Origin of the sequence: Micrococcus sp. M4NT, from assembly GCF_033790745.1 — a bacterium.
In the GTDB taxonomy this organism is placed as follows: domain Bacteria; phylum Actinomycetota; class Actinomycetes; order Actinomycetales; family Micrococcaceae; genus Micrococcus.
The window spans coordinates 39,753-66,370 of the sequence record NZ_JAMYEH010000005.1 but is presented as its reverse complement, the minus strand read 5'-3'; the positions used below and the strand labels follow the sequence as shown (position 1 = coordinate 66,370).

22 protein-coding genes and 4 tRNA genes are annotated in these 26,618 nt (G+C 73.0%); 15 read left to right on the top strand and 11 right to left on the bottom strand.

The genetic code is table 11. The features are described from left to right. Positions 1–3 precede the first annotated feature (3 nt). On the bottom strand, positions 4–663 hold the full coding sequence (locus NJC10_RS04605; RefSeq protein ID WP_319074877.1) for an MBL fold metallo-hydrolase: 660 nt from the start codon (positions 661–663) through the stop codon (positions 4–6). Continuing rightward, positions 663–1,757 (bottom strand): S-(hydroxymethyl)mycothiol dehydrogenase, encoded by a 1,095-nt coding sequence (locus NJC10_RS04600; RefSeq protein WP_298986320.1) that lies wholly within the window; start codon positions 1,755–1,757, stop codon positions 663–665. Before NJC10_RS04600 ends, NJC10_RS04605 begins: the two co-directional genes overlap by 1 nt. A gap of 115 nt (positions 1,758–1,872) precedes the next feature. Here NJC10_RS04600 and NJC10_RS04595 point away from each other — a divergent pair, with 115 nt between their 5' ends. After that, positions 1,873–2,733 carry an SOS response-associated peptidase gene (locus NJC10_RS04595; protein ID WP_319074874.1) on the top strand — a complete coding sequence of 287 codons (861 nt, stop codon included), beginning with the start codon at positions 1,873–1,875 and terminating at the stop codon, positions 2,731–2,733. Positions 2,734–2,777: 44 nt separating this feature from the next. On the opposite strand, the gene NJC10_RS04590 is transcribed toward NJC10_RS04595, so the two are convergent. Continuing rightward, entirely contained in the window at positions 2,778–3,530 is a 753-nt protein-coding gene (locus NJC10_RS04590; protein ID WP_319074872.1) for a PKD domain-containing protein, read from the bottom strand. Between the two features lie 230 nt (positions 3,531–3,760). Next, a complete protein-coding gene (locus NJC10_RS04585; RefSeq protein WP_319074871.1) occupies positions 3,761–4,558 on the bottom strand; it encodes a DUF6318 family protein in 798 nt (265 codons plus the stop codon). Positions 4,559–4,845: 287 nt separating this feature from the next. On the opposite strand from NJC10_RS04585, the gene NJC10_RS04580 reads away from it, so the two are divergent. The 7 genes from NJC10_RS04580 to pgsA all read left to right on the top strand — a co-directional run bounded on the left by NJC10_RS04580 (position 4,846) and on the right by pgsA (position 16,075). Next, positions 4,846–6,087 carry a metallophosphoesterase family protein gene (locus NJC10_RS04580; protein WP_319074869.1) on the top strand — a complete coding sequence of 414 codons (1,242 nt, stop codon included), beginning with the start codon at positions 4,846–4,848 and terminating at the stop codon, positions 6,085–6,087. Positions 6,088–6,385: 298 nt separating this feature from the next. Further along, positions 6,386–6,712 (top strand): DUF6504 family protein, encoded by a 327-nt coding sequence (locus NJC10_RS04575; RefSeq protein ID WP_248116876.1) that lies wholly within the window; start codon positions 6,386–6,388, stop codon positions 6,710–6,712. Positions 6,713–6,935: 223 nt separating this feature from the next. Beyond that, positions 6,936–10,853: a DNA polymerase III subunit alpha gene (locus NJC10_RS04570; RefSeq protein ID WP_319074867.1), complete on the top strand. Its 3,918-nt coding sequence runs from the start codon at positions 6,936–6,938 to the stop codon at positions 10,851–10,853. 78 nt (positions 10,854–10,931) lie between these two features. Continuing rightward, positions 10,932–12,701: an HNH endonuclease signature motif containing protein gene (locus tag NJC10_RS04565; protein WP_319074866.1), complete on the top strand. Its 1,770-nt coding sequence runs from the start codon at positions 10,932–10,934 to the stop codon at positions 12,699–12,701. A 67-nt stretch (positions 12,702–12,768) separates the two neighbouring features. Further along, a complete protein-coding gene (gene thrS, locus NJC10_RS04560) occupies positions 12,769–14,787 on the top strand; it encodes a threonine--tRNA ligase (protein WP_319074864.1) in 2,019 nt (672 codons plus the stop codon). Continuing rightward, positions 14,784–15,461 (top strand): HIT domain-containing protein, encoded by a 678-nt coding sequence (locus tag NJC10_RS04555; RefSeq protein WP_319074862.1) that lies wholly within the window; start codon positions 14,784–14,786, stop codon positions 15,459–15,461. The genes thrS and NJC10_RS04555 overlap by 4 nt, the downstream gene beginning before the upstream one ends. Further along, positions 15,461–16,075: a phosphatidylinositol phosphate synthase gene (pgsA, locus tag NJC10_RS04550; protein WP_298710362.1), complete on the top strand. Its 615-nt coding sequence runs from the start codon at positions 15,461–15,463 to the stop codon at positions 16,073–16,075. The genes NJC10_RS04555 and pgsA overlap by 1 nt, the downstream gene beginning before the upstream one ends. A gap of 30 nt (positions 16,076–16,105) precedes the next feature. On the opposite strand, the gene NJC10_RS04545 is transcribed toward pgsA, so the two are convergent. Together NJC10_RS04545 and NJC10_RS04540 are read right to left on the bottom strand one after the other, a co-directional pair. Beyond that, on the bottom strand, positions 16,106–16,630 hold the full coding sequence (locus tag NJC10_RS04545) for an aminoacyl-tRNA deacylase (RefSeq protein ID WP_248116889.1): 525 nt from the start codon (positions 16,628–16,630) through the stop codon (positions 16,106–16,108). 19 nt (positions 16,631–16,649) lie between these two features. Beyond that, positions 16,650–17,105, bottom strand: coding sequence for a SufE family protein (locus tag NJC10_RS04540; RefSeq protein WP_319074860.1), 456 nt, complete (start codon positions 17,103–17,105; stop codon positions 16,650–16,652). Between the two features lie 73 nt (positions 17,106–17,178). Here NJC10_RS04540 and NJC10_RS04535 point away from each other — a divergent pair, with 73 nt between their 5' ends. Next, entirely contained in the window at positions 17,179–18,507 is a 1,329-nt protein-coding gene (locus tag NJC10_RS04535; RefSeq protein ID WP_319074859.1) for an HAAAP family serine/threonine permease, read from the top strand. Between the two features lie 122 nt (positions 18,508–18,629). On the opposite strand, the gene NJC10_RS04530 is transcribed toward NJC10_RS04535, so the two are convergent. Next, positions 18,630–19,523, bottom strand: coding sequence for a sulfurtransferase (locus NJC10_RS04530; protein ID WP_319074858.1), 894 nt, complete (start codon positions 19,521–19,523; stop codon positions 18,630–18,632). 217 nt (positions 19,524–19,740) lie between these two features. Here NJC10_RS04530 and zapE point away from each other — a divergent pair, with 217 nt between their 5' ends. Then, positions 19,741–20,808 carry a cell division protein ZapE gene (zapE, locus tag NJC10_RS04525; protein ID WP_319074857.1) on the top strand — a complete coding sequence of 356 codons (1,068 nt, stop codon included), beginning with the start codon at positions 19,741–19,743 and terminating at the stop codon, positions 20,806–20,808. A gap of 108 nt (positions 20,809–20,916) precedes the next feature. On the opposite strand, the gene NJC10_RS04520 is transcribed toward zapE, so the two are convergent. The 4 genes from NJC10_RS04520 to NJC10_RS04505 all read right to left on the bottom strand — a co-directional run bounded on the left by NJC10_RS04520 (position 20,917) and on the right by NJC10_RS04505 (position 21,312). After that, a tRNA-Gly gene (locus tag NJC10_RS04520) sits at positions 20,917–20,993 on the bottom strand. A gap of 29 nt (positions 20,994–21,022) precedes the next feature. Further along, positions 21,023–21,094, bottom strand: a tRNA-Val gene (locus tag NJC10_RS04515). A gap of 55 nt (positions 21,095–21,149) precedes the next feature. Beyond that, positions 21,150–21,220, bottom strand: a tRNA-Cys gene (locus NJC10_RS04510). An 18-nt stretch (positions 21,221–21,238) separates the two neighbouring features. Then, positions 21,239–21,312 (bottom strand) — tRNA-Gly (locus NJC10_RS04505). 174 nt (positions 21,313–21,486) lie between these two features. Between NJC10_RS04505 and NJC10_RS04500 the strand changes: the two genes are divergently transcribed. Genes NJC10_RS04500 through rpe form a run of 5 tightly spaced genes read left to right on the top strand, consistent with a single transcriptional unit; the run spans position 21,487 to position 26,452 of the window. Further along, the gene (locus tag NJC10_RS04500) at positions 21,487–22,455 is read left to right on the top strand and encodes a cytochrome (protein WP_319074854.1); all 969 of its coding nucleotides are present in this window, start codon (positions 21,487–21,489) and stop codon (positions 22,453–22,455) included. Further along, entirely contained in the window at positions 22,452–23,021 is a 570-nt protein-coding gene (gene def / locus NJC10_RS04495; protein ID WP_319074852.1) for a peptide deformylase, read from the top strand. Before NJC10_RS04500 ends, def begins: the two co-directional genes overlap by 4 nt. Next, the gene (locus tag NJC10_RS04490; protein WP_319074850.1) at positions 23,018–24,082 is read left to right on the top strand and encodes a methionyl-tRNA formyltransferase; all 1,065 of its coding nucleotides are present in this window, start codon (positions 23,018–23,020) and stop codon (positions 24,080–24,082) included. The genes def and NJC10_RS04490 overlap by 4 nt, the downstream gene beginning before the upstream one ends. Beyond that, positions 24,079–25,767, top strand: coding sequence for an RsmB/NOP family class I SAM-dependent RNA methyltransferase (locus NJC10_RS04485; RefSeq protein ID WP_319074848.1), 1,689 nt, complete (start codon positions 24,079–24,081; stop codon positions 25,765–25,767). The genes NJC10_RS04490 and NJC10_RS04485 overlap by 4 nt, the downstream gene beginning before the upstream one ends. Then, positions 25,760–26,452: a ribulose-phosphate 3-epimerase gene (gene rpe / locus NJC10_RS04480; protein WP_319074847.1), complete on the top strand. Its 693-nt coding sequence runs from the start codon at positions 25,760–25,762 to the stop codon at positions 26,450–26,452. The genes NJC10_RS04485 and rpe overlap by 8 nt, the downstream gene beginning before the upstream one ends. Positions 26,453–26,618: the final 166 nt, after the last annotated feature.

The following is a 26,618-nucleotide window of genomic DNA, read 5'->3' as shown; positions in this document are numbered from 1 at the left end:
GGCTCAGTGACCCCGCTCGATCCACTCCTTCAGGTGCGGCTTCTCGTCCCCGATGCGGGTCGAGCCGCCGTGGCCCGTGTGGACCACCGTGGACTCCGGCAGCGTGAGCAGGCGCTCGCGGATCGATTCGATGATCGTGTCGAAGTCCGAGTACGAGCGGCCCGTGGCGCCGGGCCCGCCCTGGAAGAGCGTGTCGCCGGAGAACAGCACGCCGGTGGGGGTGCCGTCGTCGTCCTGCTCGCCGAGGTCCGGGGCGTGGAGGCACACGGAGCCGGGGGAGTGCCCGGGCGTGTGGAGCACGCGCAGCTCGACGCCAGCCACACGCATCACGTCGCCGTCGGTCAGGTCGCCGTCGGGGGCGTCGTCGGGGAAGACGGCGTCCCACAGCATGCGGTCGGCCGGGTGCATCAGCACGGGGGCGTCCACCATCTGGCGGAACTCCTGGACCTGGCGGATGTGGTCGTCGTGGCCGTGGGTGAGGAGGATGGCCACCACCTGGCGGCCGGCCACCTTCCTCCACACGGCGGAGGCATCATGCGCCGGGTCGATGACGACGCACTCCTCCGCGCCGCCGACGACCCACACGTTGTTGTCCACCTGGTGCGTCTCGCCGTCGAGGGAGAACGTGCCGGAGGTGACGGCGTGGTCGATGCGCGCGGCCATCAGAGCACCACCACCGAGCGCAGGACGTCGCCGGACTTCATGGTCTCGAAGGCCTCGTCGACCTGGTCGAGGGCGACGGTCTCGGTGACGAACTCGTCCAGGGGCAGGCGGCCCAGGCGGTACTGCTCCACCAGCATGGGGAAGTCGCGCTCGGGCAGGCAGTCGCCGTACCACGAGGACTTCAGGGCGCCGCCGCGGCCGAACATCTCGAGCAGCGGCAGGGTGAGCTGCATGTCCGGGGTGGGCACGCCCACCAGCACCACGCGGCCGGCGAGGTCGCGCGCGTAGAACGCCTGCTCGTAGGTCTCGGGGCGGCCCACGGCCTCGATGACGACGTCGGCGCCGAAGCCGCCCGTCGCGGCGCGGATGGCCTCCACCGGGTCCTGCTCCTTGGAGTTCACCGTGTGGGTGGCGCCCAGCTCGGTGGCCTTGGCGAGCTTCTTGTCGTCGATGTCCACCGCGATGATCGTGGTGGCCCCGGCGAGCTTCGCGCCCGCGATCGAGGCGACGCCCACGCCGCCGCAGCCGATGACGGCCACGGACTCGCCGCGCTTGACCGCGCCGGTGTTCATGGCGGCGCCGATGCCGGCCATGACGCCGCAGCCCAGCAGGCCCACGGCGGCCTGCTCCTCGACGCCGTCCACGCCGTCCACCGTGGTGCACTGCTTGGCGTGGACGAGGGTCTTGTCAGCGAAGGCGCCGATGCCGAGGGCGGGGGAGAGCTCCGTGCCGTCCTCGAGGGTCATCTTCTGGGCGGCGTTGTGCGTGGCGAAGCAGTACTCGAGCTGGCCCTTCTTGCACGCGCGGCACTCGCCGCACACGGCGCGCCAGTTGAGGATCACGGTGTCGCCGACGGCCACGTGGGTGACGCCCTCGCCGATCGCCGAGACCACGCCGGTCGCCTCGTGGCCGAGCAGGTACGGGTACTCGTCGCCGATGCCGCCCTGCACATAGTGCAGGTCCGTGTGGCACACGCCGCACGTCTTGACGTCGACGACGGCCTCTCCCGGTCCCGGGTCGGGGATGATGATGGTCTCGATGCTGACGGGGGCGTCCTTCGCCATGGCGACGACGCCGCGGACCTTCTGTGGCACGCTGACTCCTTGTGCAGTGGGGGTGACTCGGTGTCCATCCCACCACACTCGAGGCCGGGGCGGCATCCGGTGGGGACCGGCGGCGACCCCGTTGTGGTGGGGCACACTGGGGGGCATGTGCGGACGGTATGTGATGGCCCGGGCGGCCGGTGACCTCGTCAGGCTGGGCGGCGGCATGCTGCCCGATGAGACGCTCGAACTGCGGCCCAACTGGAACGTGGCCCCGACGGCGGACGTGCCGATCCTACTGGAGCGGGCGGTGGACGGGGACGGCTCGGGGGCGTCTGGCGGGGGCGAGGCGCCCGACGGGGAGGTGCGGCGCGAGCTGCACGTGGCGCGGTGGGGACTCGTTCCGCCGTGGGCGAAGGAGCTGTCCGTGGGGTCGCGGGCGTTCAACGCCCGGTCCGAGACGGTGGCACAGAAGCCGACGTTCCGGGCGGCCGTGCGTTCGCGCCGTTGCGCGGTGCCGGTGGAGGGGTACTACGAGTGGAAGAAGCCGGAGCCCGGGGCGAAGGGAGCCGACGGGAAGGCCGCCGAGAAGCAGCCCTTCTACGTGCACCCGGCCGGCGCCGGTGACGGCGAGGGGCCCGTGATCTGGTTCGCCGGGCTCTACGAGTGGTGGCAGGACCCGGAAGCGAAAGCCGCGGGAGAGGACGCGTGGGTGCTCTCGACGTCGATCCTGACGATGGCGGCGCCGAACATGGAGGCGGAGGATCCGCTGCTGGCGGAGCTGGGGGAGCTGCACGACCGGCTGCCCGTGCCCTTGGGAGCCGAGGCGATGGCCCGCTGGCTGGAGCCCGGGAAGCTCGGGTCGGCAGAGGAGGCCGAACTGCTCGTGGACGAGGTGTGCGCGCAGGCGTACGGCGTGGCGTCGGGGTGGCGCCTGCGCCCGGTGGGCTCGGCCGTGGGGAACGTGCGGAACAACGGCCCGGAGCTGATCGAGGAGCCCGGCGAGGTGCAGGAGCGACTCCTCTGAGGTGGGCCGGGTGGGGCGCCCGGAGGTGAGCCGAGGAGCGGCCTTCAGCCGCCGTCCGGGGCGTCGATGGGCCCGGTGCAGCCCCACGCGGAGGCGTCGGCGCCGCAGTCTTCGGCGACGTTGCGCGTGACCGTGCGCCAGATGTCCGCGGTGACCGGGGCGGCGTCCAGGGTGATGGTGCCGGGGATCAGCTGCCACTCGCCGCCGGCCACCCGGTACTCGCCGACATACACCGTGGTCAGGCCGACCGTGTAGGACCCCGTGTCCTCGTAGACGTGGCTCGTGGGGGTGGGCACGTTGAACTCGGGCTGCGCGTGGCCTCCGTCGTGGGTGGTCACGGTGCCGGTGCCGTCACCGTAGGTCCAGTGGAAGGTGACGGGCGTGGCGCGGAGTTCGATGTCCTGGCCGGCGATGGTCGTGGTCAGGGAGACCGGCTGCGCGAGGGTGTAGAAGTTGGTCTCCGCGTTGCGGACGCCGCGGCCGGCGTTGTCCGACTCGATCGTCGGCTCCAGGACCAGGAGGGTGCGGACTTCGTCGATGGTGACCGGGGGAGCGGCGTCGCCTGCGGCGCCGATGGGAGCCGGGCCGGTGCCGGTGCCCGTGCAGATGGGGTTGCCGTAGTCCACCGGGCCGTCGGGTGCAGCGGTATCCGTGGTCTTCGACATGACCCACTCGCTCCCCTCGGGGCAGAACTTCTCGTTCTGCTCCTGGCAGGTGCCCAGGTCCGGATTGCCTGCCTGTCCGGGGTAGCACGCGGCCATTGTGACGGTGCGCGTGGTGGTGGGCTTGGATTCCACCGTTATCTTCGAATGGCTGGATTCGACCCCTGTTTTCTCACCAGATTGAGGTGATTGATTTTTATTTCCGCAGGTTTGGTAAAGGTTAACGCTGCGAGACTTCACGCGCGCTTCTCGAACCTGGTTTTCACATCCCGTCGTTGTTGCGTAAGAATTCTCGGGCGAAGAGGCCCCAATTATCGCGATCAGGAACATGGCTATCGCTATCTGGCGTGGATCAGCATAGGAGTTCATGGAGTCGGGTCTCCGTGGAAGGTCATTTCGTCAACGACCCAGTGGCCAAGGTCTTCGTCGTATGTCGTTTCTGCGATCCAAGGATCTCGGTCCGCAGGTGGCGCCTCCCCTTCTGGGTCTAGTGACCCATCCGGGTTATAAGCGAGACCTCCAGTCGAATTTATTAAGATTGTGGTTACGAAACCCGTGTCGGATGGTCGGCTGATGGATGAGTGAACCGTCGACCCTTCTGGTTCAAGCCAGGAACCAGACCCGTATATATCAGACAGATTTCTTGCGGATGCGGAGCAGAGTTCGCAGTATTTGCTCGATATCCTAGTCAAAAAATTTGGATCGCCCGTCTCTTCCGCGTAGTTCATCGTCTCCCAGAAGTACTTCACCGCCGCCTCGGCGCCCTCCTGGGTCTCTTCCTTCATGACCTCGGGCATCACCGGCTTCGGCACGTTCTGGGCGGGGCCTTCGGCGGAGGCGGGGACGTACGGACCGCTCGCCGTTGCGCTCGCGGGTCCGCTCCCGCTCCCGCTCCCGCTCGCGCTAGATGGCGCCGTGCCGCCGTCGGGGGTGGAGGGAGATGCGCCGGCCGTAGCCGTAGCCGTAGCCGTGGGGGTGTCAGCGGCCTGCGTGGACGAGGCGGGCGCCGTCGTCGTGGTCTCGGTCGGTGCCGGGTCTCCGCCGCCGCAGGCCGTGAGGGCCAGTGCGAGGGCGGCTGCCAGCGATGCGGCCTGGGCGGGGCGTCGGCGGGGCAGGGCGCGTGGGGGTGCGGTGATGGACAAGGTCCCCTCCTCAGAAGACATCCGTTCCGTCCGCCGCCACGGCTCTGATCCCGTGAAGACCACCGCGTGAGCGGCGTGTGAGTGGCGACACTGGCGAGTGTACGCATGCCCTCGCGACACGCGAGGGGTTCTCCACAGAGCGGACCGTGAACATCGTCAGACGCGCAGGTGTCGTGTTCGCGACCGTTCATCTGCTCGTTCCGTGGGCGTTCCGCGCCGGGCATCCCCGGGGTCATCTCAGTCTCCTAACGTCCAGGTCAGCGCCGCTTCCGCGACGTCATCGACCGCCGCATCAGCAGGAGAGAGCCATGACCGATCGCATCCCCGAGTCCCCGTCCGTCGACCGCCGCGGCATCCTCGCCGGAGGCGGAGCCTTCGCCGCGGCCGGCGTGCTGGCCGCAGCCCCCGCCGCCCAGGCCGCGCCTCCGGCCCACGCCCCTGCCCATGGACGTCGCCGTGACGCCGGCGCCCAGTCCATGCCGCTGGCGTTCGGCAAGAGCCGCCGCTTCAAGATCGTGCAGTTCAACGACACCCAGGGCGGCCACGCCGCGGACCGTCGCACCCTCGAGTTCATGGGCAAGGTCCTGGACCGGGAGAAGCCGGACTTCGCGCTCATCAACGGCGACGTCATCGACGGCTCGCCCACCACGGACCTGCAGGTGATGCAGGGGATCAACAACTTCGTCATGCCGATGGAGTCCCGCGGCGTGAAGTGGGCCATCACCTTCGGCAACCATGACGAGGACTCGGTCACGGAGCACGGCACCTCGATGACGGAATCCCGGATCGTGGACTTCGTGCGCCAGTACAAGCACAACCTCAACCCGGCCGTGGACCCGTCCAAGCCGGGCCACTCCGACGCCCAGCTGCTCGTGCGGGGGTCCCGCGGCGCCGCCCCCTCCTTCGCCATCTGGCTGCTCGACTCGGGCCGCTACGCCACCGCCCAGGACGCCGCCGGGCAGTCCACCGAGGGCGTCATGGACTACGACTGGATCCGTCCGCAGCAGATCCGCTGGTACGAGGAGGCCTCGGAGGCCACCGCGGAGCGCTTCGGCAAGGGCGTCCCCGGCCTCATGTTCTTCCACATCCCCACGTTCGAGCACTCCTACATGTGGTACGCCTCCCAGGGCGAGAAGGACGAGGCCCGCCACGCGGAGGCCGTGCGCCGTCACGCCATCGAGGGTGTGAAGCACGAGGACGTCTACCACGGTCTGATCAACTCGGGCATCTACGCCTCCGTGAAGGAGCGCGGCGAGGTCAAGGGCATCTACTGCGGCCACGACCACATCAACACCTACAAGGGGAACTACTACGGCGTCGAGCTCGGCTACGCGCCCGGCACCGGCTTCGACACCTACGGCCTCAACGACGGCACGTGGGATCAGCACACCCTCCGCGGCGCCCGCGTGTTCGAGCTCGACGAGCGCACCGAGGCCGTCTACACCGGCGACACCCGCATCGTCTGGGCCCGTGACCTCGGGATCGACATGAACCCGGAGGGCAAGCCGGTGGCCGCGCCTGCCGCCTTCCCGCGGTACGTGAAGGCCTGAGCGCGGCCCCGCCCCGCCCGGGGGCGTGAGCACGGCGACGTCGGCACCCGCGCGGGTGCCGACGTCGCCTTTTCCCCGGGCCCCCTTAACGTGTCCGCTGCCACCCGTAGTGTCCCTCCCATCGGGTTCGAACACATGTTCGGGTACGATCGAGAGTGCGACCTCCGGTCCTCGGTCCCATCGCGGGCCGCGGCTTCCCGACTCTTCCCCTGCCTGCCGTCGCGGGTGGGTCGCGCTCCCGCCGTCCGTCGGCGCCCGCCGGCGGATCCGTCCGCAGCGCACACAGGGAGAGAGCAGCATGGGAGTCTTCACGCAGTCCGTGGCGGTGGAGCGCGCCCCGGATGGCGCGCCGCAGGGCCTGCATTGGAACGGGCGGGACTACGTCATCGCCGAGCGGCCGATGCGCTGGTTCGAGCGTCGCCGCTGGTGGGCCGAGGAGGTGCGGGCCGAGAAGGGCCGCGGGCCGGGCCTGGTGGACCATGAGATCTGGCGCCTGCAGGTGCGCCTCGCCCGGGCCGGCTCCGCCCCCGTGCAGACCCTGGACGTCGCCCACCACCTCGACTCCGGGCGTTGGCGCCTCATTCGCGTCCACGAGGTCGCTCATGACCTGCGGAGGACGGCGTGAGGTCCCGTCCGCCCCTCCGGGGCCTGCCCCCCGCTTCCGTCATTCGAACATGTGTTCTATTGTGGGTGAGTGGCCGCCTCGGCGGCCACAGGCCGCCCCGACCGCCTCCTTCCCCTGGCTCGGACCCCCGCACGCTTCCCGGCTCGTGCACCCGCCGCGCTTCCCGCGCCGCCCCCGTCGGAGACCCCGGCGGGGTGGTCCAGCACGTCCAGGAGAGCTCCCCATGGGTGACCGCACGCCCCCGCCCGTCCCGTTCCCCCATCTGCACGTGGCCTCGGCCTTCAGCGCCCACTACGGGGTGAGCTGGCCCGAGGACCTCGCCGCGGCCGCCGCCGCGGCGGGCATGGACCTGCTCGCGTGCACCGATCGCGACGGCCTCTACGGCATGGCCAAGCACGTGGGCGCGTGCCTGCAGCACGGCATCGCGCCCGTGGTCGGGGTGGACCTCGCCCTGCGCTGGTCGGAGGAGGACGGCGACGCCGGCCGGGCCGTCATCCTCGCCCGGGGCGGCTCCCACGGGTCCGGCTACCGCGCCCTGTGCCAGGTGATCTCCGCGGCCCATGCCCGTACCACCGGGGGAGCGGGCGGAGGCAGCCCCTGGGCCGCCGTCGCCGAGCTGGCGGAGGCCGCCGGGGGGCGCGTGCCCACCGCCGCCAACCCCGCGAACCCGCCGAGCCCGGAACTGTTCGTGCTCCTCGGGCCGGACTCGGACCTCGGACGCCACCTCGCCCGCCGCCGCTACGCCGCGGGAGTGGGCGCCCTGCGCCGGTGGCGCTCGGCCCTGCCCGCCGGATCTGTGCACGTCGACGTCGTCACGCACCTCTCCGCGCCCGGCCGACGGCTGGACACGGGCCACGCCGTGAAGATGCTGCGCGCCGCCCGGGACACCCGCACGCCCGCCGTGCTGACCAACGCCGTGCGGTACGCCGCCCCGGACGGCGCGGCCACCGCGGACGTCCTCGACGCCGCCCGGGCGCTGAGCTCCCTCGACGCCCTGCACGACCTGCAGCCCAACGGACAGGGCTGGCTCAAGCCCACCGAGCACATGCACCGGATCGCCCGTGAGGTGTGCGAGGCCGCGGACGAGCCTGCCGCGCCCCTCCTGGAGTCCACCCGCCGCCTGGCCGAGGCCTGCGCCCTCGACCCCGAGAGCGATCTCGGCTGGGGCCGGCCCCGGGTGCCCGAGGCCTCCGTCATCGGGGTGGACGGGCCGCCCGACCGCGTGCTGCACGAGCGGACCCTCGCCGGCCTGGCCGCCCGCTACCCGCGTCTGCACACCGGCTCCGGGTTCGGCACCAGTCAGGAGGCCCGCGACCTGCAGGACCGGGTCGAGCACGAGCTCGGGATCATCTCGCGCCTCGGGTTCGCGAGCTACTTCCTCACGGTGTCCTCCGTGGTTGACCTGATCGAGGGGATGGGCGTGCGGGTCTCCGCGCGCGGCTCCGGGGCGTCGTCGCTGGTGAACCACGCGCTGCGGATCTCCAACGTGGACCCCATGGCCAACGGCCTGATCATGGAGCGCTTCCTCTCGGACGCGCGCTCCACCCTGCCGGACATCGACATCGACGTGGAGTCCGCGCGCCGCCACGAGATCTACCGTGCCGTGTTCGAGCGCTTCGGGGCCGAGCGGACCACGCTCATGAGCATGCAGAACGCCTACCGGGCCCGCGGCGCCGTCCGGGACGCGGGGATGGCCCTGGGCCTGCCGGACGAGGACGTGGACGTCATCGCCAAGCAGCTGTGGCGCTTCTCCGCCTCCAGCTTCCGCGAGGCGCTGCAGCGCATGCCCGAGTTGGGGGAGCTCTCCCGCCGCGTGGAGTCCGGCCGCCGGGCGGGGCGGCATCAGCTGGACCTGCTGGTGGACATCACGGAGCGTCTCGATCGCCTGCCCCGGCACATCTCTATGCACCCGTGCGGCGTCATCCTCGGCGACGCCACCCTCCTGCACCGCACGCCCGTGCAGCCCTCGGGCATGGGCCTGCCGATGAGCCAGTTCGACAAGCACGACATGGACCCCATGGGCTTCCTCAAGCTGGACATCCTCGGCGTGCGCATGCAGTCGGCGATCGCCTACACGCTGGCGGAGGTGGAGCGCATCACGGGGGAGAGGCCGGACCTCGAGCGGGTCCCCCTCGACGACGAGGCGACCTTCGAGATGATCCGCACCACCCACACTCTCGGCTGCTTCCAGATCGAGTCGCCGGGCCAGCGGGAGCTGATCGGCAAGCTCGCCCCCCGCGAGTTCAACGACCTCACGGTGGACATCTCCCTCTTCCGTCCCGGCCCCATGCAGTCGGACATGGTACGGCCCTTCCTGGAGCAGCGGCACGGCTGGGCGGCGGCCCGCTGCCCGCACCCGCACCTCGAGCCCGTGCTCGCCGAGACGCACGGCGTCACCGTGTTCCACGAGCAGGTGCTGCGCACCATGGACGTCATGACCGGCTGTGGCCTGGCCCGCGCGGACGAGTTCCGCCGGCTCCTCGGCGGGCCCGCCGAGCGCACGGTGGAGGAGTACTTCCGCTCCCACGCGCTGGAGAAGGGGTACGACCTCGACGTGATCGACGAGGTCTGGGGCACCCTCCACGCCTTCGGCTCGTTCGGCTTCTGCAAGGCCCACGGCGCCGCGTTCGCCGTGCCCACCTACCAGTCCGCCTGGCTCAAGACGCACCACCCCGAGGCCTTCATGGCCGCCATCCTCGAGCATGACCCCGGCATGTACCCGGCCCGCCTCATGGTGGCCGAGGCCCGCCGCATGGGCATCCCCGTGCTCCCGGTGGACGTCAACGCCTCCACTCGGCACGTGCGCGTCGAGTGGGTGCCCTCGCACCCGGAGGTGGACGGCCACGGCCTCCACGGGGAGGGCGCCCACGACGACGGCGCGCGTCACCCCGCGGACGGCGGATGCGTGGACGACGACGGCGCGCCCGGTCCTTCCAGGCCCAGCACACCCGGCCCTTCGACGCCCGGCCCACCCGCACCCGGCCCACCCGCACCCGGCAGCTCCGCGACCGCCAGCTCCGCGACCGGTCCCGACGGCCGCGCTCGCGGTCGCTGGGGGATCCGCCTGCCCTTGACGAGCCTGTCCGGGTTGAGCGAGGCGGAGGTCGAGCGCCTCGACGCGGGCCGCCCCTACCACTCCCTCGCCGACGTCCGGGACCGTGCCCGGCCCACCAGCCGCAACCTGGAGCGGCTCGCCCAGCTCGGCGCCCTCGACTGCCTGCTGCCGCCCGGCGGGGCGTCTCGCACCGACCTCGTGCACCACCTCGAGCTGCAGCACTCCAGTACGCGGGGCACCGGTCCGGGCCGCGGGGCCACCCGTTCGCGGCCCCCGCGGACCCGCCAGGTGGACGGTCAGCTGGCCCTGGACCTGCCGGACACCGAGCTCAGCGCCCTCACCCCGATGTTCCCGTCCCCGCCCACGGCCGCGCAGGTGCGCACCGAGCTGGACCTCACCGCTCTGGACGTGACCGCCCATCTCATGGACTCCCACGCGCCGTACCTCGACGCCCTCGGGATCACCCGCGCGAAGGACCTGCTGCGACTGCGCTCGCAGTCGCGCGTGCTCGTGGCGGGGGTGCGCGTGGCCACGCAGACCCCGCCCATGCGCAGCGGCAAGCGGGTGGTGTTCCTCTCCGTGGACGACGGGACGGGCTGCGTCGACGCGTCCTTCTTCACCGAGGCCCAGCACGCCTCGGGGGAGATGCTCTTCTCGGCGCGCCTCCTGCTGATCGAGGGGACCACGCGACGCACCGGCCCGCAGGCCGTCTCGGTGCAGGCCGTCCGCGCATGGGACCTGCACCGCTCCGAGACCCTGCCCGACCCCGACTACCTCGACGCCACCCGGGAGCAGTGGCGGCGCTGGCTGGCCGCCGACCGGAAGGCGGCCGCGGTCCGGCGTCGCGGCGGCACGCCGGGCGGGCCCGGCGGCGGGGCGTCCCTGCCGGACATCCCGCACCACGGCACCGGCGGCTGGCCGGTCAAGGTGCGCCCCGAGGCGCTCGTCGCCCAGGACGCCGAGCGCGTGGAGGCCGGGGCGAGCGCCGGGACGCCGCAGGCCACGGCCGAGGCCCCGGGGTGCAGCACGCCCATCCCGGTGCCCCACCCGGACACGTGGGAGCTGCTGCCCACGCCGGAGCGGTGAGCCGTCCGGCACGGATGAGGGGCTGCTTAACGTGTCCGGGCCCCGTGATGGACTGCATGAGGAAAGGGGGGAAGAGACATGGACGTGATCGGTGAGACCAGGCGCGTGATGAACCCGTCTGCGCGCCTCGGCAACGCCGCTGACGGCGCCGGCAGCGGCAGTGCAGACCGGAGTTCCGGCGAAGGCCTCGGCGAGGGTCCACGATCGCCTCTCGGCGCGCCGGTCGCGGACCTGCTCGGGGCCGCGCAGTCGGAGGTCCTGGCTCTGCTCGAACGGCTCGGGGACCCGGAGTGGCCCCCGGAGGTCGAGGACCTGCGGCTCCCGGCCCTGCTCCAGGAGGTGGAGCGGCTCGCGCGCACCGTCGCCGCGGTGCAGACCTCCCTCGCCGGGCACCTCGCCCAGGTCTACGGGCACGAGGCGGATCGTCATGAGCTCCTGGGCATCCCGCCGGGCAAGAGCCCCCACCGGGACGAGGCCGACTGCCTGCGCTCCCTCCTCCACATCGACCGCCGGGACGCCCAGCGCCGACTCCGCCGAGCCGAGGCCACCCGACCCCAGCGCGCCTTCGCCACGGCGCCGGTCGCGGAGCCGCAGCTGCCCGCCATCGCCCGTGTGGTGGCGGCCGGGGCCGCCGAGCCGGGGGCCTGCGACGTCGTGATCGAGACGCTGACGCGTGCACGCACCGACGCCCTGATCGCCGGCGTGCCTCGGGACGAGGTCGAGCACCTGGTCGACGCGGGAGAGGCCATCCTGGCGGACCAGCTCCAGCGGATCGAGCCGGACGGCATCCGTCGGCTCTGCGCCCGGTGGCGTCAGAACCTCGACGCCCTCGTCATGCCGGACACCGCCGCGCCCACGGAAGCGGAGCTGAACGCCGCCCAGGGACTGTTCCACCGGGGCCAGCGCCGTGGGCTGCACCGGTGGGACCTCCACCTCACCGACGCCCAGCATGAGGTCCTGCAGACCGTGGCATCCGCCGCGACGAACCCCCGCGCCGTTGCCGGCGTGCAGGACGCCGGCTCGGCCCCGGATCCCCGGACGCGCGGGCAGCGGCAGGCGGACACGCTGGTGAGCGCCCTCCAGGCGGCCCTCGCGCATGCCGGTGCGGAGGCATTGCCCTCCACCGGCGGGAACCGTCCGCAGGTGCTCGTCACGATCGACCATCGGACGCTCCTCGGGGAGCTGCGCGCCGCCGCCGACGGACGCATGGGGTCCGCCGTGTCCACGGCCGACCTCACTGGACCGATCGACCCCCGCGAGATCCGGCGCATCGCCTGCGACGCGGACATCATCCCCGCCGTCCTGGGCGGCGAGGGGGAGATCCTCGACCTCGGCCGGGCGCGTCGTCTCTTCACCCGTGCCCAGCGGCGGGCCGTGACGGCGCGGGACGGCGGATGCGCCGCACCCGGCTGCGCGCTGCCCGCCAGCTGGTGCGAGGTCCATCACATCGGCCACTGGGAGCACGGCGGGCCCACGGACGTGGCCAACGGCGTGCTGCTCTGCTCGCACCATCACCAGGCCGTGCACGCCGGGTGGTGGGAGGTGTCGGTCATCGAGGGCGTCCCGTGGTTCGTCCCGGCCCGCCACCTCGACCCGGACCGCACGCCGCGCCGGAACCAGCATCACCGGACACGCCCGGGCCCACCCGGGGCGGCTCCTGCTCCGGCGAGGCGGGAACCACTCCCTCCGCCGGAGCGACCAGCCCTCCCCGAGCCCTGGACCCGGCTTCAACCGCCCCTGCGGATCGGTCGCGCCCAACGGAGCCCCGGCGGGTGGGAGGAGTCCGCCGCGTCGACGCGGGTCGGCGCCCTCCTGCGTCGTCGCCGCCCTGTTCCCGCCCGCCCCTAGAATGGGGGCGGCTGGCGGTGGCCTCCGTATGCCACACGCCCAGAAGCCTGACCCGAGAAGGAGCACCGTGTCCGAGCCGAAGAACATCCTGCTGACCGTGGACGGCCAGATGCGGGAGGTGACGCACGGCATCACCGGCCTGGAGCTCTTCCGGGAGCAGCCCACCACGGTGGTCATGCGCGTGGACGGCCACCTGTGGGACCTCGCCCGCGCAATCCCGGCCGGCGCCAGCGTCGAGGCCGTGGACATCACCGAGCCCGAGGGCCTGAACGTGCTGCGCCACTCGACCGCCCACGTGATGGCCCAGGCGGTGCAGCAGCTGCGCCCCGACGCCAAGCTCGGCATCGGCCCGTACATCACGGACGGCTTCTACTTCGACTTCGACGTCGCCGAGCCCTTCACCCCGGAGGACCTCAAGCAGCTCGAGAAGATGATGCTGAAGATCGTCAACGCGAACCAGCAGTTCCGCCGCCGCGTGGTCACCGAGGACGAGGCCCGCGCCGAGATGGCGGAGGAGCCGTACAAGCTCGAGCTCCTGGGCAAGAAGAACGAGGCCGACACCGCGGGCGAGGGCGCCTCCGTGGAGGTCGGCGCCGGCGAGATCACGGTCTACGACAACGTGGACCGCAAGTCCGGCGACGCCGTGTGGTGCGACCTGTGCCGCGGCCCGCACCTGCCGAACACGAAGCTCATCTCCAACGCCTTCGCGCTGACCCGCTCCGCGGCCGCCTACTGGCTGGGCAACGAGAAGAACAAGCAGCTGCAGCGCATCTACGGCACCGCCTGGCCCACCAAGGCCGACCTGAAGGCCTATCAGGAGCGGCTTGCCGAGGCCGAGCGACGCGACCACCGCAAGCTGGGCGCGGAGATGGACCTCTTCTCCTTCCCGGACGAGCTCGGCTCGGGCCTGCCCGTGTTCCACCCGCGCGGCGGCATCATCCGCAAGACGATGGAGGACTACTCGCGCCGCCGCCATGAGGAGGCCGGCTACGAGTTCGTCTACACGCCGCACATCACGAAGCAGCACCTCTACGAGGTCTCCGGGCACCTGGACTGGTACGCGGACGGCATGTTCCCGCCCATGCAGATCGACGAGCAGCGCGACCCGGAGACCGGCGAGGTCACCCGGCAGGGGCAGAACTACTACCTCAAGCCGATGAACTGCCCCATGCACAACCTCGTGTTCCGCTCCCGCGGCCGCTCGTACCGCGAGCTGCCGCTGCGCCTCTTCGAGTTCGGCTCCGTGTACCGCTACGAGAAGTCCGGCGTGGTCCACGGCCTGACCCGCGTGCGCGGCATGACCCAGGACGACGCCCACATCTACTGCACGCGCGACCAGATGAAGGACGAGCTCACCACGACGCTCACCTTCGTCCTCGACCTGCTCAAGGACTACGGCCTGGACGACTTCTACCTCGAGCTGTCCACGCGTGACCCGGAGAAGTCGGTCGGCTCGGACGACATCTGGGAGGAGGCCACCCGCACCCTCGCCGAGGTCGCCGAGGGCTCCGGCCTCCAGCTCGTCCCGGATCCGGGCGGCGCCGCGTTCTACGGGCCGAAGATCTCCGTGCAGGCCAAGGACGCGATCGGCCGCACCTGGCAGATGTCCACCATCCAGCTGGACTTCAACCTGCCCGAGCGGTTCGACCTCGAGTACCAGGCCGCCGACGGCACGCGTCAGCGCCCCGTGATGATCCACCGCGCCCTCTTCGGCTCGATCGAGCGCTTCCTCGGCGTGCTCACCGAGCACTACGCGGGCGCCTTCCCGGCGTGGCTCGCCCCCGAGCAGGTCGTGGCCATCCCCGTGGCCGAGGCGTTCAACGACTACCTGGCCGACGTCGTCGCGAAGCTGCGCGCCGAGGGGATCCGGGCCCGCCTGGACGACTCCTCGGACCGCTTCCCGAAGAAGATCCGCACGGCCTCCAAGGAGAAGGTGCCGTTCGTGCTCATCGCGGGCGGCGAGGACGCCGAGGCCGGCGCGGTCAGCTTCCGCTTCCGCGACGGGTCGCAGGACAACGGCGTTCCCGTGGACGAGGCCATCGCCCGCATCGTGAAGGCGGTCCGGGAGCGCGAGGTCACGGCGTGAGCACCCCCGACGGCGACGCCGCGGCGACGGACGGCTTCGGGCTGCCCGGCGTCCCGGACGCCTTCGATCGGCTCTGGAACCCGCACCGCATGGCGTACATCAACGCCGGACCGGACCAGGTGAAGGACGAGCACACGTGCCCGTTCTGCGCGGCGCCGCATCGCACGGACGAGGAGTCGCTGATCGTGCACCGCGGGCGCACGGCCTTCGTGATCCTCAACCTGTTCCCGTACAACCCGGGGCACCTGCTGATCTGCCCGTACCGCCACGTGCCCATGTACACGGACATCACGGCGGAGGAGACGGCGGAGATGGCGGAGCTGGCCCAGACGGCCATGCTCGCCCTCGAGGGGGCCAGCCGCCCCAAGGGCTTCAACCTGGGCATGAACCAGGGCGTGGCCGGGGGAGCGGGCATCGCGGCACACCTGCACCAGCACGTGGTGCCGCGGTGGACCGGCGACGGCAACTTCCTGCCGATCATCGCGCACACCAAGAACATGTCCCAGACCCTGGGCCAGACCCGCGACCTCCTCGTGGCAGCCTGGCCCGCAGCGGCCGCCGAGCTCACCGCCCGCAGGAGGCGCGACGCCGGGGCAGAGCCCGACGCTCCCGGCGCTCCGGACGCTCCCGGCGACGCGACGCCCGCCGCGGCACCGCAGGGGGACGTGCGCTGATGCTGGACCGGCATGCCCGCGGGGTGACCACGCGCGTCTTCCTGCCCGTGGCCCGCGGGCTGCTGCGCGCCGGCGTCAGCCCGGACGCCGTGACGGTGACGGGCACCGTGGGCGTGAGCCTCGGCGCGCTCGTGTTCTACCCGCTCGGCGAGCTGTTCTGGGGGACGATCGTCATCACCCTGTTCGTGTTCTCGGACCTCGTGGACGGCATCATGGCCCGCGAGGCCGGGACCACGGGCCGCTGGGGATCCTTCCTGGACTCGACCCTGGACCGCGTGCAGGACGCCGCCGTGTTCCTCGGCGTGCTGTGGTGGGGCTTCGGCGTCGGGGACAACCCGACCGTGGGCGTCCTCGCCGCCTCCTGCCTGGCGCTCGGCATGCTCGTGTCCTACGCCCGGGCCAAGGCCGAGTCGCTCGGGTTCACCGCCAACGTGGGCATCGCCGAGCGCGCCGAGCGGCTCGTGGCCACGCTGGTGGCGGTGGGCCTCACGGGCCTGGGGCTGCCGCCCGTCCTGCTCACCGTGGTCCTCGCGCTGCTCGCGCTCGCCTCCGTGGTGACCGTGCTGCAGCGGGTCGCCGCGGTGCGTCGCCAGGCCCGCGCGTCCGCGGCCTGAAGCACCCTGCCGCCTCAGCCAGCAGTCACCTCAGTCGGCAGCGATCGCCGCCACGACGGCGCCGCTCACCGCGACGAGGTCGGCGGGGGCCAGCTCGACGTCGAGCCCACGCTGCCCGCCCGAGAGGTACATCACCTCTCCTGTGAGGGCGGACGCGTCCACCACCACGGGGTGCCGGTTCCGCTGTCCCAGCGGGGAGATGCCGCCCCGCACGTAGCCGGTGCGCCGCTCGGCCACCGCGAGGTCGGCCATCACCGCCTTTTTCACCCCCAGCGCTGCCGCGGCGGCGCGCAGGTCCAGCTTCCCGGACACGGGCACGACGCACGCGGCCAGCGAGCCGTCCGGCAGGGCCACCATCAGGGTCTTGAACAGACGCTCCGGGGGGACCTCCAGCGCGTGGGCCACCTGCGCGCCGAAGCTCTCGCCGCCGCCGTCGAGGGCCACCTCGAACGTGTGGAGCACGTGCGGCACCCCGGCCGCCACGAGCGCCGCGACGGCGGGGGTCGCCGTGTGCTTCAGCGCGCCCCGATCCGTGCCGCCCCGCCTCCGTGCCATGCCGGCCGTCCTCGCCGGCTCAGAGGCCGGCCTGCTCGCGCACGTTGCGCTTGATCCGCCCGAGCATGGCGGACATGCCGCGCAGCCGCAGCGGGGTCAGCGCCTTCTGCAGGCCCAGCTTCGCCGGGATGTCCTCGGGGACGTCCAGGACCTCGCGCGCCGTGGACCCGTCGAGCCCCTGGGAGAGGACGGAGGCGAATCCGCGCGTCGTGGGTGCCTCCCGCGGCGCCGTGATGTACAGGCGCACCACCGCGTCCGGGCCCGGCTCGCCCTCCAGCTCGACCGCGAGGAACAGGGGCGACTGGCACTCGACCACCTGCTCCATCTCGGCCTCGTGGCCGTGGAAGCGGGCGGGCAGCTCCGCCAGCTCGTCGGAGAACTCCAGCAGCAGCTCGAGCTTCTGCGGATCGGGCACCCCCGCGAAGTCGTCGATGATCTCGGACAGGGCGGCGGGGGTCGCGGTCGACTCGGTCATGGTCACCCAGTCTAGTGACGGCCGCCCGCACGGCGGTCAACGGTCCCGCCTGCCCCTTCCTAGACTGGAGCCCATGTCATCCGTCTCACACCAGTTCCACGACGCAGGGGATTCGTCAGCGCCCGCCGTCGCCATCGACCCCGACGCCGACCCCACACCGGACCGCCGTGTCGAGCGGGGGTGGGTCGTCTCGCTCTTCGGCACGGCCGTCGGCGCGGGAGTCCTGTTCCTGCCGATCAAGGCGGGCCTGGGCGGCGTGTGGCCGCTCATCATCGCCACCCTCCTGATCGCCCCCATGACGTACTTCTCCCACCGGGCGCTCTCCCGGTTCGTGTGCGCGTCCCCCAACCCGGGCGACGACATCACCGCCGTGGCCCGCAGCACGTTCGGACCCGGGGTCGGCGGGTTCATCTCCGTCCTGTACTTCCTGGCGATCTACCCGATCGTGCTGATCTACGGCGTCTCCATCACCAACACGGTGGACTCGTTCATGGTGAACCAGCTGGGCCTGGCCTCCCTGCCCCGCCCGCTGCTCTCGTTCGTGCTGATCGCCCTCATGATGGCCGTGATGATCGCCGGGCAGAAGCTCATGCTCGCGATCACCGGGTGGCTGGTCTACCCCCTGATCCTCATCCTCTTCGGGGCGAGCCTCTACCTCATCCCGTCCTGGAAGCCGGACGCCCTCTTCACCGGCGGCCCGGTGGACCTGGGCGGCATCCTGCTCTCCACGTGGCTGGTCATCCCCGTCCTGGTGTTCGCGTTCAACCACTCGCCGGCGATCTCCCAGTTCTCCCTGGCCATGCAGCGCCAGTACGGAGCGGGCGCGGCCACGCGCGCCTCGGCGGTGCTGGCCAAGGTCACGGGCCTGCTCGTCGTCTTCACCATGTTCTTCGTGTGGTCCTGCGTGCTGGCGCTCGGCCCGGACGGCATGGCCGAGGCCCAGGAGCAGAACCTCCCGGTGCTGTCCTACCTGGCCAACGTCCACGGCTCGCCGCTGATCTCGCTGCTCGGCCCGGTCGTCGCGTTCCTGGCGATCGTCTCCTCCTTCTTCGGCCACTACCTCGGCGCGGCCGAGGGCGCCGCCGGCGTCGTCCGCTCCCTGGTGGACAAGGACGGCTCCCGCATCAGCGCCCGCACCCTGCGCCTGGTCATCGCCGTCGTCATCTTCTTCACGACCTGGGCCGCGGCGATCGCCAACCCCAGCGTCCTCGGCCTCATCGAGACCGTCGGCGGGCCGGTGATCGCCATGATCCTGTTCCTCATGCCGATCTACGCGATCCACCGGCTGGACGCCCTCGCCCCCTACCGGGGGAAGGCCTCCAACGTGTTCGTGGTCCTCGCCGGCCTCGCAGCCGTGAGCGCCCTCGTCTACGGCATCGTCCGCAGCGTCACCGGCGCCTGAGGTCGCGCCGACGCGCCTCACGCCGACACGAGTCCGGCCCTCACCCCGCGGGGTGAGGGCCGGACTCGTCCAGGGCGGCGGGCGCCGCGCGTGCGACGGTTCCGTGACGGTTCAGCGGTGGATCAGCGCGCGGGCGCCGCGCCGGGCTCCTCGCCCAGGGCGATCGGCAGGCGGACGCCGTTGCCCCACTCGGTCCACGAGCCGTCGTAGTTGCGGACGTCCTCGTGGCCCAACAGGTGCTTGAGGACGAACCAGGTGTGGGACGAGCGCTCGCCGATGCGGCAGTAGGCGATCACGTCGTCGCCCTCCTTCAGGCCGGCGCCGTCGCGGTAGATCTCCTCGAGCTCGGCGCGGGACTTGAAGGTGCCGTCCTCGTTCGCGGCCTTCGCCCAGGGCACGGAGGCCGCGGTCGGGATGTGGCCGCCGCGCAGCGTGCCCTCCTGCGGGTAGCCGGCCATGTGGGTGGTCTCGCCCGTGTACTCGGCGGGGGAGCGGACGTCGATCAGCGGCGTGGTGCCGATCGCGGCGAGGACGTCCTCGCGGGCGGCGCGCTCAGTGGTGTCGTCGCGCTGCACCACGGGGTACTCGGCGCGCTCGACCTGCGGGACCTCGCGGGTGGTCTCGCGGCCCTCGGCGATCCACTTGTCGCGGCCGCCGTCCATGAGGCGCACGTCCTCGTGGCCGTAGAGGGTGAAGACCCAGAGGGCGTAGGCGGCCCACCAGTTGGACTTGTCGCCGTAGAAGACCACGGTGGTGTCGCGGGAGATGCCCTTCGAGGCGGCCAGCTCGGCGAACGCCTCGGGGCCCACCAAGTCGCGGGCCACGGGGTCGTTGAGCTCGGTGTGCCAGTCGATCCGCTGGGCGCCGGGGACGTGGCCGGTGGCGTACAGCAGGGCGTCCTCATTGGACTCCAGGACCACGACGTCCGCGTCGTGGACGTGGTCGGCGACCCACTGCGTGGAGACGAGCTTCTCGGGATGGGCGTACTCGGTGGTCTGCGCGGTGTTCTCGGTCATGGGTGCCACATTACGCCAGGCCGATGATGCGTAATGGGGAAGGCGAGCCTCAATCCGGACACGCGGGGTCACACGCCGGGCAGCAGACGGGGCCTCCCGACGCCGGGGGCGGGTCCGCCCGGCGCCGGGCCGGGGCGGGCACCCCCTGGGGCGGCCACGACCGCGCCGGTAGCATGGCCCGGTAGTCCGCCCCCCCACATCAAGGATGGAGCACCCCGTGGCCCAGACCGTCCACCTCGCCGACCGCTCGCCGCAGGTCACCCCGGACCAGCTGCTCGCCGGCTTCCATCCCTCCTACCGGTTCGGGGAGGTGTCCTTCGACTCCTACATCCCGGATCCCGCGCATCCCTCCCAGGCCGAGGCCGTGCAGCGGCTGCGCGACTTCGCCGCGTCGATCGGGCGCCCCGCGGCCGGGGGCGGCGGCGGCTTCTTCGGCGGGCTGTTCGGCGGCGGCCGTCCCAAGGCCTCGGCCCAGCCGGCCGGCATCTACCTCGACGGCGGCTTCGGCGTCGGCAAGACCCACCTGCTGGCCTCCACGTGGCACGCCGCCCCGGGGCCCAAGGCGTTCGGCACGTTCGTGGAGTACACCAACCTGGTGGGCGCGCTGGGCTTCCGCAACGCGGTGGACGTGCTCACGCAGTACACGCTCGTGTGCATCGACGAGTTCGAGCTCGACGACCCGGGGGACACGGTCCTGATGTCCCGCCTCATGCGCGAGCTGGCCGACGCGGGCGTGCGCCTCGTGGCCACCTCCAACACCCTGCCGGGCTCGCTCGGCGAGGGACGGTTCGCGGCGCAGGACTTCAAGCGCGAGATCCAGGTGCTCTCCGAGCAGTTCGACGTCATCCGCGTCGACGGCGAGGACTACCGCCACCGCGGGCTCGCCGCCGCCCCGGCCCCGCTGCCGGACGCCGAGGTGGAGCGCACCGTGCAGGCCAACTTCCCGCACGCCGGCGTCGTCGCGGTGGACGACTTCGATGCGCTCACCGCGATGCTCTCCCGCGTCCACCCCTCGCGCTATCGCGAGCTCGTCAAGGACGTCGACGTCGTCGCGCTCCACGGTGTGCGCACCATCACGGACCAGGCCACGGCCCTGCGGTTCGTGGTGTTCGCGGACCGGCTCTACGACAAGGACGTGCCCGTCGTCGCCTCCGGCGTGCCGTTCGACGACCTGTTCACCCAGGAGATGATGCACGGCGGGTACATGAAGAAGTACTTCCGCACCGTCTCCCGCATGACCGCGCTCGTGCGCGAGGGACAGCTGGGCGAGGTCGAGGCGAAGTGACCCGCTGAGCCGGGGCGGGCCGCGCGCCCGTCCCGGCATGGGCCGCGCTGGCCCCGGCCGCCGACGACGACGAAGGCCCCCTCCCGTGCGGGGAGGGGGCCTTCGAGGTGGAGCGGATGACGAGATTCGAACTCGCGACCTCCACCTTGGCAAGGTGGCGCTCTAGCCAGCTGAGCTACATCCGCGTGGCCTGCCCCGCGAGGGGGTCAGTCCGTGCGCGATACTGGGATCGAACCAGTGACCTCTTCCGTGTCAGGGAAGCGCGCTACCGCTGCGCTAATCGCGCTCATCCATTCCGAGGAACGGTGAACATGCCGCCACCCTCATGCCGGGGGACTGCGAGGTCGGGACGGGATTCGAACCCGCGTATACGGCTTTGCAGGCCGCTGCCTCGCCTCTCGGCCACCCGACCAGGGGTGAAGGTGGAGCGAGCGGATGACGAGATTCGAACTCGCGACCTCCACCTTGGCAAGGTGGCGCTCTAGCCAGCTGAGCTACATCCGCAGAAGGGAACCGGGAGCCCGTTCCGAAGAACCGAAACCGCGATTTCCAACGAGAAAGAACTCTAGACCATGCCGAGCCCTCCCGCCAAATCGGCCCCGTGCCGGCGTGTCCGGGCGGATCCTGACCGTCCCCGCCGCCCTGTCCCGTCCGGGGCGTTTGAGAGGATGTCTGACCATGACCCAGCCACGACTCGCGCACCAGACGCCGTCCGGACGCATGTACGCCCGCTCGCTCTCGGGCCTGCCCGAAGTCCCCTCCATCACGACGGTGATCGGCATGGAGAAGACGGACCTGGACGGCTGGATCGGATGGATGGCCGCGGACGCCGTGGTCAAGGACGAGCGCCTGGCCCAGGCGGTCGGCTCCTCCGCCCGCCTGCGGGAGGTCGCCCGCCAGTCGGCGGACGCGGCCGCGCGCTTCCGCGACGCCGCGGCCGAGCGCGGAGACCGCGTCCACGACTACGCGGAGCAGGTCTCGCGCCGCGCCCTCGGGCAGCCGCACACCATGGCCGAGGCCCGGGCCGCACTGATCGAGCAGGGGGAGGGGGCCTACGCAGACCGCTTCGACGAGTGGTGGGACCTCTACGACGTGAGGCCAGTGGCCGCAGAGATCACCGTGTGGAACCACACCGTGGGCTACGCCGGCACCCTGGACCTCGTGGCGCGGATCGGCGGTCGGCTGTGCCTGATCGACTACAAGACCAAGGGCACCGGCAGGGACGGCCGCGTCAAGGCGCTCGACCCGAAGGTGGTCATGCAGCTCACCGCGGGCCTCAAGGCGGAGGAGTCGCTCGTGGACGCCGAGGCCGGCACGTGGGAGCCCTGGCAGCACGGCGGCGCGGAGATGCTGCTCGGCGTCGCCCTGGGGGAGACGGAGGTGGCCGTCCACCAGGCCAACCCCGCCGTGCTGCCGCGGCACTGGCACAAGTTCTGGGCGCTGCGCCAGGTGTGGACGCACGCGCAGGCCGTCGCCGACGCCGGCCCGGCGCTGCGCGTGATCGGCCCGCCCCCGGTGGCGGTCCCGGCAGCGTCGGCGGGCGGCCTGGAGGCCGCCCGCGCGGCGGCCTTCGGCGGGGCGGCGGAGCCGACCGGCACCGGGTCCGCGGCCGCGGAGGCGGGCCCGGCCGATAGGGTGACCGCGTGACCGTCCTCCCCCTCCGCACCGTGCCCGATCCCGTGCTGCGCACCCCCGCCGCGCCCGTCCCCGCGGGCGTCGACGTGCGCCGCCTCGTCGCGGACATGGTCGAGACCATGCACGCCGTCGGCGGCGTGGGGCTCGCCGCCCCGCAGGTGGGCGTGGGCCTGCGGGTCTTCGTGTTCGACGTGGACGGCGTGGCCGGCCACGTGGTGAACCCCGTGCTGGTCCGGGGCGAGGAGACCAGCCGGGACCTCGGCGAGGGCTGCCTCTCCGTGCCCGGGCTGCGCTACCACCCCGCGCGCGCCGTCGAGGCCGTCGTGACCGGCGTCGACGTGGACGGGGCGCCCGTCGAGCACCGGGGGACGGGCCTGGTGGCCCGCTGCCTGCAGCACGAGGCCGACCACCTCGACGGCATGCTCTACATCGACCGGCTCGACGGCGACGAGCGCCGCGAGGCCCGCCGCCGCCTGCGGGCCGGCGAGGTCGACCGCACCGCCGCCCGGGTGAGCGCGGAGCGCGCCGCCGCCGTCGGCTCCGTCTTCGCCGGATCGGCCCGGGGAGGCGGCCGATGAGCGCCCCCCTGCGCGTCCTCTTCGCCGGCACGCCGGCCACCGCCGTGCCCGTGCTGCGCGCCCTGCTGGCCTCCGACCACGAGGTCGTGGGCGTCCTCACCCGCCCGGACGCTCCCGTCGGCCGCAAGCGGGTGCTCACGCCCTCGCCCGTCGCGGCGGCGGCGGCCGAGGCCGGGCTCCCCGCTGTCAAGGCGGATCGCCTGCGCGGCGAGGCCGGCGCCGAGGCGGTGGCCTCGATCCGCGGGCTGGACGCCGACGTCGCAGTGGTCGTCGCCTACGGGGCGCTCGTCCCCGCCGACGCGCTGCGGATCCCGCGCCTGGGGTGGCTCAACCTGCACTTCTCGCATCTGCCCGCCTACCGCGGCGCCGCCCCGGTGCAGCGCGCCGTGATGGACGGCGCCGCGGTGACGGGGGCGGACGTGTTCCAGCTCGAGGAGGGCCTGGACACCGGCCCGGTGTTCGCCCGCCTCACGCGCGAGGTGGCCCCCGACGAGACCTCGGGCGACCTGCTGGCGGACCTCGCCGAACGGGGCGGCCCGCTGGTGCTGGACGTGCTCGACGCGCTCGCGGACGGCACCGCCGTCGCCGCGCCCCAGGAGGGCGAGCCCACCCACGCCGCCAAGCTCACCGCCGCGGACGGCCTGGTGGACGCCGCCGCCCCCGCCGGCCGGGTGGCCGCGCGCATCAACGGTGTCACCCCCGAGCCGGGCGCCTGGGGCTGGCTGGCGGCCCGCGCAGACGCCGAGCCCGTGCGCTTCAAGCTCGGCGGCGTCGCCCCCGTGGCCGAGGACGACGCCGCCTGGCCGGCCGAGCTCGCGCCGCTGGCCCCGGGACGCATCGCCGTGGTGGCCAAGGGCGCCTGGCTGCGGACCGACGACGGCGCGGTGCGGCTGAGCACGGTCCAGCCGGCCGGCAAGACGACCATGCCCGCCCTCGACTGGGCGCGCGGCGCCGGCGAGGGCGCCACGCTCCTCTCCGGCGCCGCGCTCGCGGCCCACGGGGAGCGGGAGCAGCAGCGGGCGGCCGAACGGGCCGCCGCACGGCAGGAGGGACGAGCATGAGCGGAGCATCCGAGGGGACCGGCGGCCAGGGCCGCGGGCGCGGCGGCGCCGGAGGCGGAGAGCGCTCCGGCCGGCCGGCCGCAGCCGGCAAGGGCGGGCGCGGCGAGCCCCGCCGCGACGCGCAGGGGCGCACCCGCAGCCGCGGCCGCTCCGGAGCGGGACGGCAGTTCTCGTCCCAGGCGCCCTCGCAGCGCTCCCGCAGCGCCGACCCCGCGCGCCGGGTGGCGTTCGAGGCCGTGCGCGCCGTCCACGCCGAGGACGCCTACGCGAACCTCGTGCTGCCCCCGCGCATCCGCCAGGCCCGGCTGGACCGCCGCGACGCCGCCTTCGCCACGGAGCTGGCCTACGGCACCCTGCGCGGCCGCGGACTCTACGACGCCGTCCTGGCCCGCTGCGTGGACCGTCCCCTGGAGCAGATCGACCCGCCCGTGCTGGACGCGCTGCGCCTCGGCGCCCACCAGCTGCTCGCCATGCGCGTGCCCGCGCATGCCGCGCTCGACGCCACGGTCGCGCTCGTGCGCTCCGAGATCGGCGCCGGGCCGTCCGGCTTCGTCAACGCCGTCCTGCGCCGTGTCTCCGAGCGCCCGCTCGAGGACTGGCTGGCCGACGTCGCCCCGGCCGACGGCGGCGACGCCGCCCTGGCGGTGCGCACCTCCCATCCCGTGTGGATCGTGCGCGCACTGCGCCAGGCGCTCGCCGCCCACCCCGGCGCGGACGCCGACCAGATCGAGGAGCTGCTCGCCGCGGACAACGCGGCACCGGTGGTGAACCTCGTGGCCCTGCCCGTCGACGGCGGGGAGGAGGCGCTCGCCCGGGTGATCGCGGACGGCGCCGAGCCCGGCCCGCTGGCTCCCGGCTCCGCCCTGCACGCCGGCGGCGACGCCTCCCGCCTGCCCGGGGTGCGTGAGGGCCTCGTCCGGGTGCAGGACGTCGGCTCCCAGCTGACGGCCCGCGCCCTCGTGGCCGTGCCCCGCGAGTCCGACGCCTCCGAGCGGGCCGAGCGCTGGCTCGACCTGTGCGCGGGGCCCGGCGGCAAGGCCGCCCTGCTGGCCGCGCTGGCCGCCGAGCGCGGCGCCACGCTCACGGCCAACGAGCTCGCCCCGCACCGCACCGACCTGGTCCGCTCCGCCCTGGCCGCCGTGCCGCGGGAGGCCTGGACGGCGCACACGGGGGACGGGCGGCGGATCGCCGACGCGGTGGAGACCCCGGGGGACGGCTACGACCGGATCCTCGTGGACGCCCCCTGCACCGGCCTGGGCGCCCTGCGCCGCCGGCCCGAGTCCCGCTGGCGCCGCACGCCGGCCGACCTCGCCGAGCTCACCGGTCTGCAGGCCGAGCTCCTGGACGCCGCCGTCTCCGTCCTCGCTCCCGGCGGCGTGCTCGCCTACGTCACGTGCTCCCCGCACGTGGCCGAGACGACGGTCCAGGTCCAGGACCTGCTGCGCCGCCACCCGCGGCTCGAGCAGGTCGACGCCCCGGCGGCGCTCGCGGAGGTCGCGCTCGCGGACCTCGGGCTCGGCGGTGCCCCGGCCGGCGGCGGCGCCGGTGACGGCGGGGCGGACGACGGACCCCCGGCCGAGGAGGCCACGGCCCGCACCGCCCAGCTCTGGCCCCACCGCCACGGCACGGACGCGATGTTCCTCGCCCTGTTCCGGGCGCCGGCGGAGGGTGAGGACCGTGGCTGAGGGTCCGCACGCCCCGCGTCTGCACAGCCCCCGTCTCCACCCCTCGATCCTCTCGGCGGACTTCGCCCGGCTGGCGGAGGAGCTCGCCCGCATCCCGAGTGCGGACGCGGTGCACGTGGACGTGATGGACAGCCACTTCGTCCCGAACCTGACGCTCGGCCTGCCCGTCGTCCAGGCCATCCGGGCCGCCACGGCGCTTCCCCTGGACATCCACCTGATGATCGCCGACGCCGACCGGTGGGCCCCGGACTACGCCGAGGCCGGCGCCGAGTCCGTGACCTTCCACGCCGAGGCCTCCGGCGCCCCCGTACGCCTGGCCCGCGAGCTGCGCGCCCGCGGGTCCCGGGCGGGCATGGCGCTCAAGCCGGCCACCCCCGTCGAGCCGTACCTGGACATGCTCCCCGAGCTGGACATGCTCCTGCTGATGACGGTGGAGCCCGGCTTCGGGGGCCAAGCGTTCCTGGACGTCGTGCTGCCCAAGATCCGCCGCGCCCGCGCCGCCCTGGACGGCGCCGCGACTCCGCTCGCCCTCCAGGTGGACGGCGGCGTCAACCGGGACACGATCGAGCGCGCGGCCGAGGCCGGGGCGGACACCTTCGTGGCCGGCTCCGCCGTGTTCGGCGCCGACGATCCGGACGCGGCCGTCGTCGCCCTGCGGGACGCCGCGCGTCACGCCTGCGGCTGAACACCCTCGGCCCGCAGCGCCGGCCCCGCGAACCCTCGAGGCCGCGTGGCATACTGGCGCACGCAACGTGCTCCGAGATGCGGTGGAAGTCCGCACCGGCGGTGACAGCCCGCTAACCGCGCGCCCCGCCCTCACCCGAGGGTCCGGGACCGCGGCCTGACCGGTG

Coding starts and splice junctions, on each gene's coding strand:
- NJC10_RS04605 (WP_319074877.1), bottom strand. CDS start 663: ATGGCCGCGCGCATCGACCACGCCGTCACCTCCGGCACGTTCTCCCTC.
- NJC10_RS04595 (WP_319074874.1), top strand. CDS start 1,873: ATGTGCGGACGGTATGTGATGGCCCGGGCGGCCGGTGACCTCGTCAGG.
- NJC10_RS04585 (WP_319074871.1), bottom strand. CDS start 4,558: ATGTCTTCTGAGGAGGGGACCTTGTCCATCACCGCACCCCCACGCGCC.
- NJC10_RS04580 (WP_319074869.1), top strand. CDS start 4,846: ATGACCGATCGCATCCCCGAGTCCCCGTCCGTCGACCGCCGCGGCATC.
- NJC10_RS04575 (WP_248116876.1), top strand. CDS start 6,386: ATGGGAGTCTTCACGCAGTCCGTGGCGGTGGAGCGCGCCCCGGATGGC.
- NJC10_RS04570 (WP_319074867.1), top strand. CDS start 6,936: ATGGGTGACCGCACGCCCCCGCCCGTCCCGTTCCCCCATCTGCACGTG.
- NJC10_RS04565 (WP_319074866.1), top strand. CDS start 10,932: ATGGACGTGATCGGTGAGACCAGGCGCGTGATGAACCCGTCTGCGCGC.
- pgsA (WP_298710362.1), top strand. CDS start 15,461: ATGCTGGACCGGCATGCCCGCGGGGTGACCACGCGCGTCTTCCTGCCC.
- NJC10_RS04545 (WP_248116889.1), bottom strand. CDS start 16,630: ATGGCACGGAGGCGGGGCGGCACGGATCGGGGCGCGCTGAAGCACACG.
- NJC10_RS04540 (WP_319074860.1), bottom strand. CDS start 17,105: ATGACCGAGTCGACCGCGACCCCCGCCGCCCTGTCCGAGATCATCGAC.
- NJC10_RS04535 (WP_319074859.1), top strand. CDS start 17,179: ATGTCATCCGTCTCACACCAGTTCCACGACGCAGGGGATTCGTCAGCG.
- NJC10_RS04530 (WP_319074858.1), bottom strand. CDS start 19,523: ATGACCGAGAACACCGCGCAGACCACCGAGTACGCCCATCCCGAGAAG.
- NJC10_RS04500 (WP_319074854.1), top strand. CDS start 21,487: ATGACCCAGCCACGACTCGCGCACCAGACGCCGTCCGGACGCATGTAC.
- NJC10_RS04490 (WP_319074850.1), top strand. CDS start 23,018: ATGAGCGCCCCCCTGCGCGTCCTCTTCGCCGGCACGCCGGCCACCGCC.
- NJC10_RS04485 (WP_319074848.1), top strand. CDS start 24,079: ATGAGCGGAGCATCCGAGGGGACCGGCGGCCAGGGCCGCGGGCGCGGC.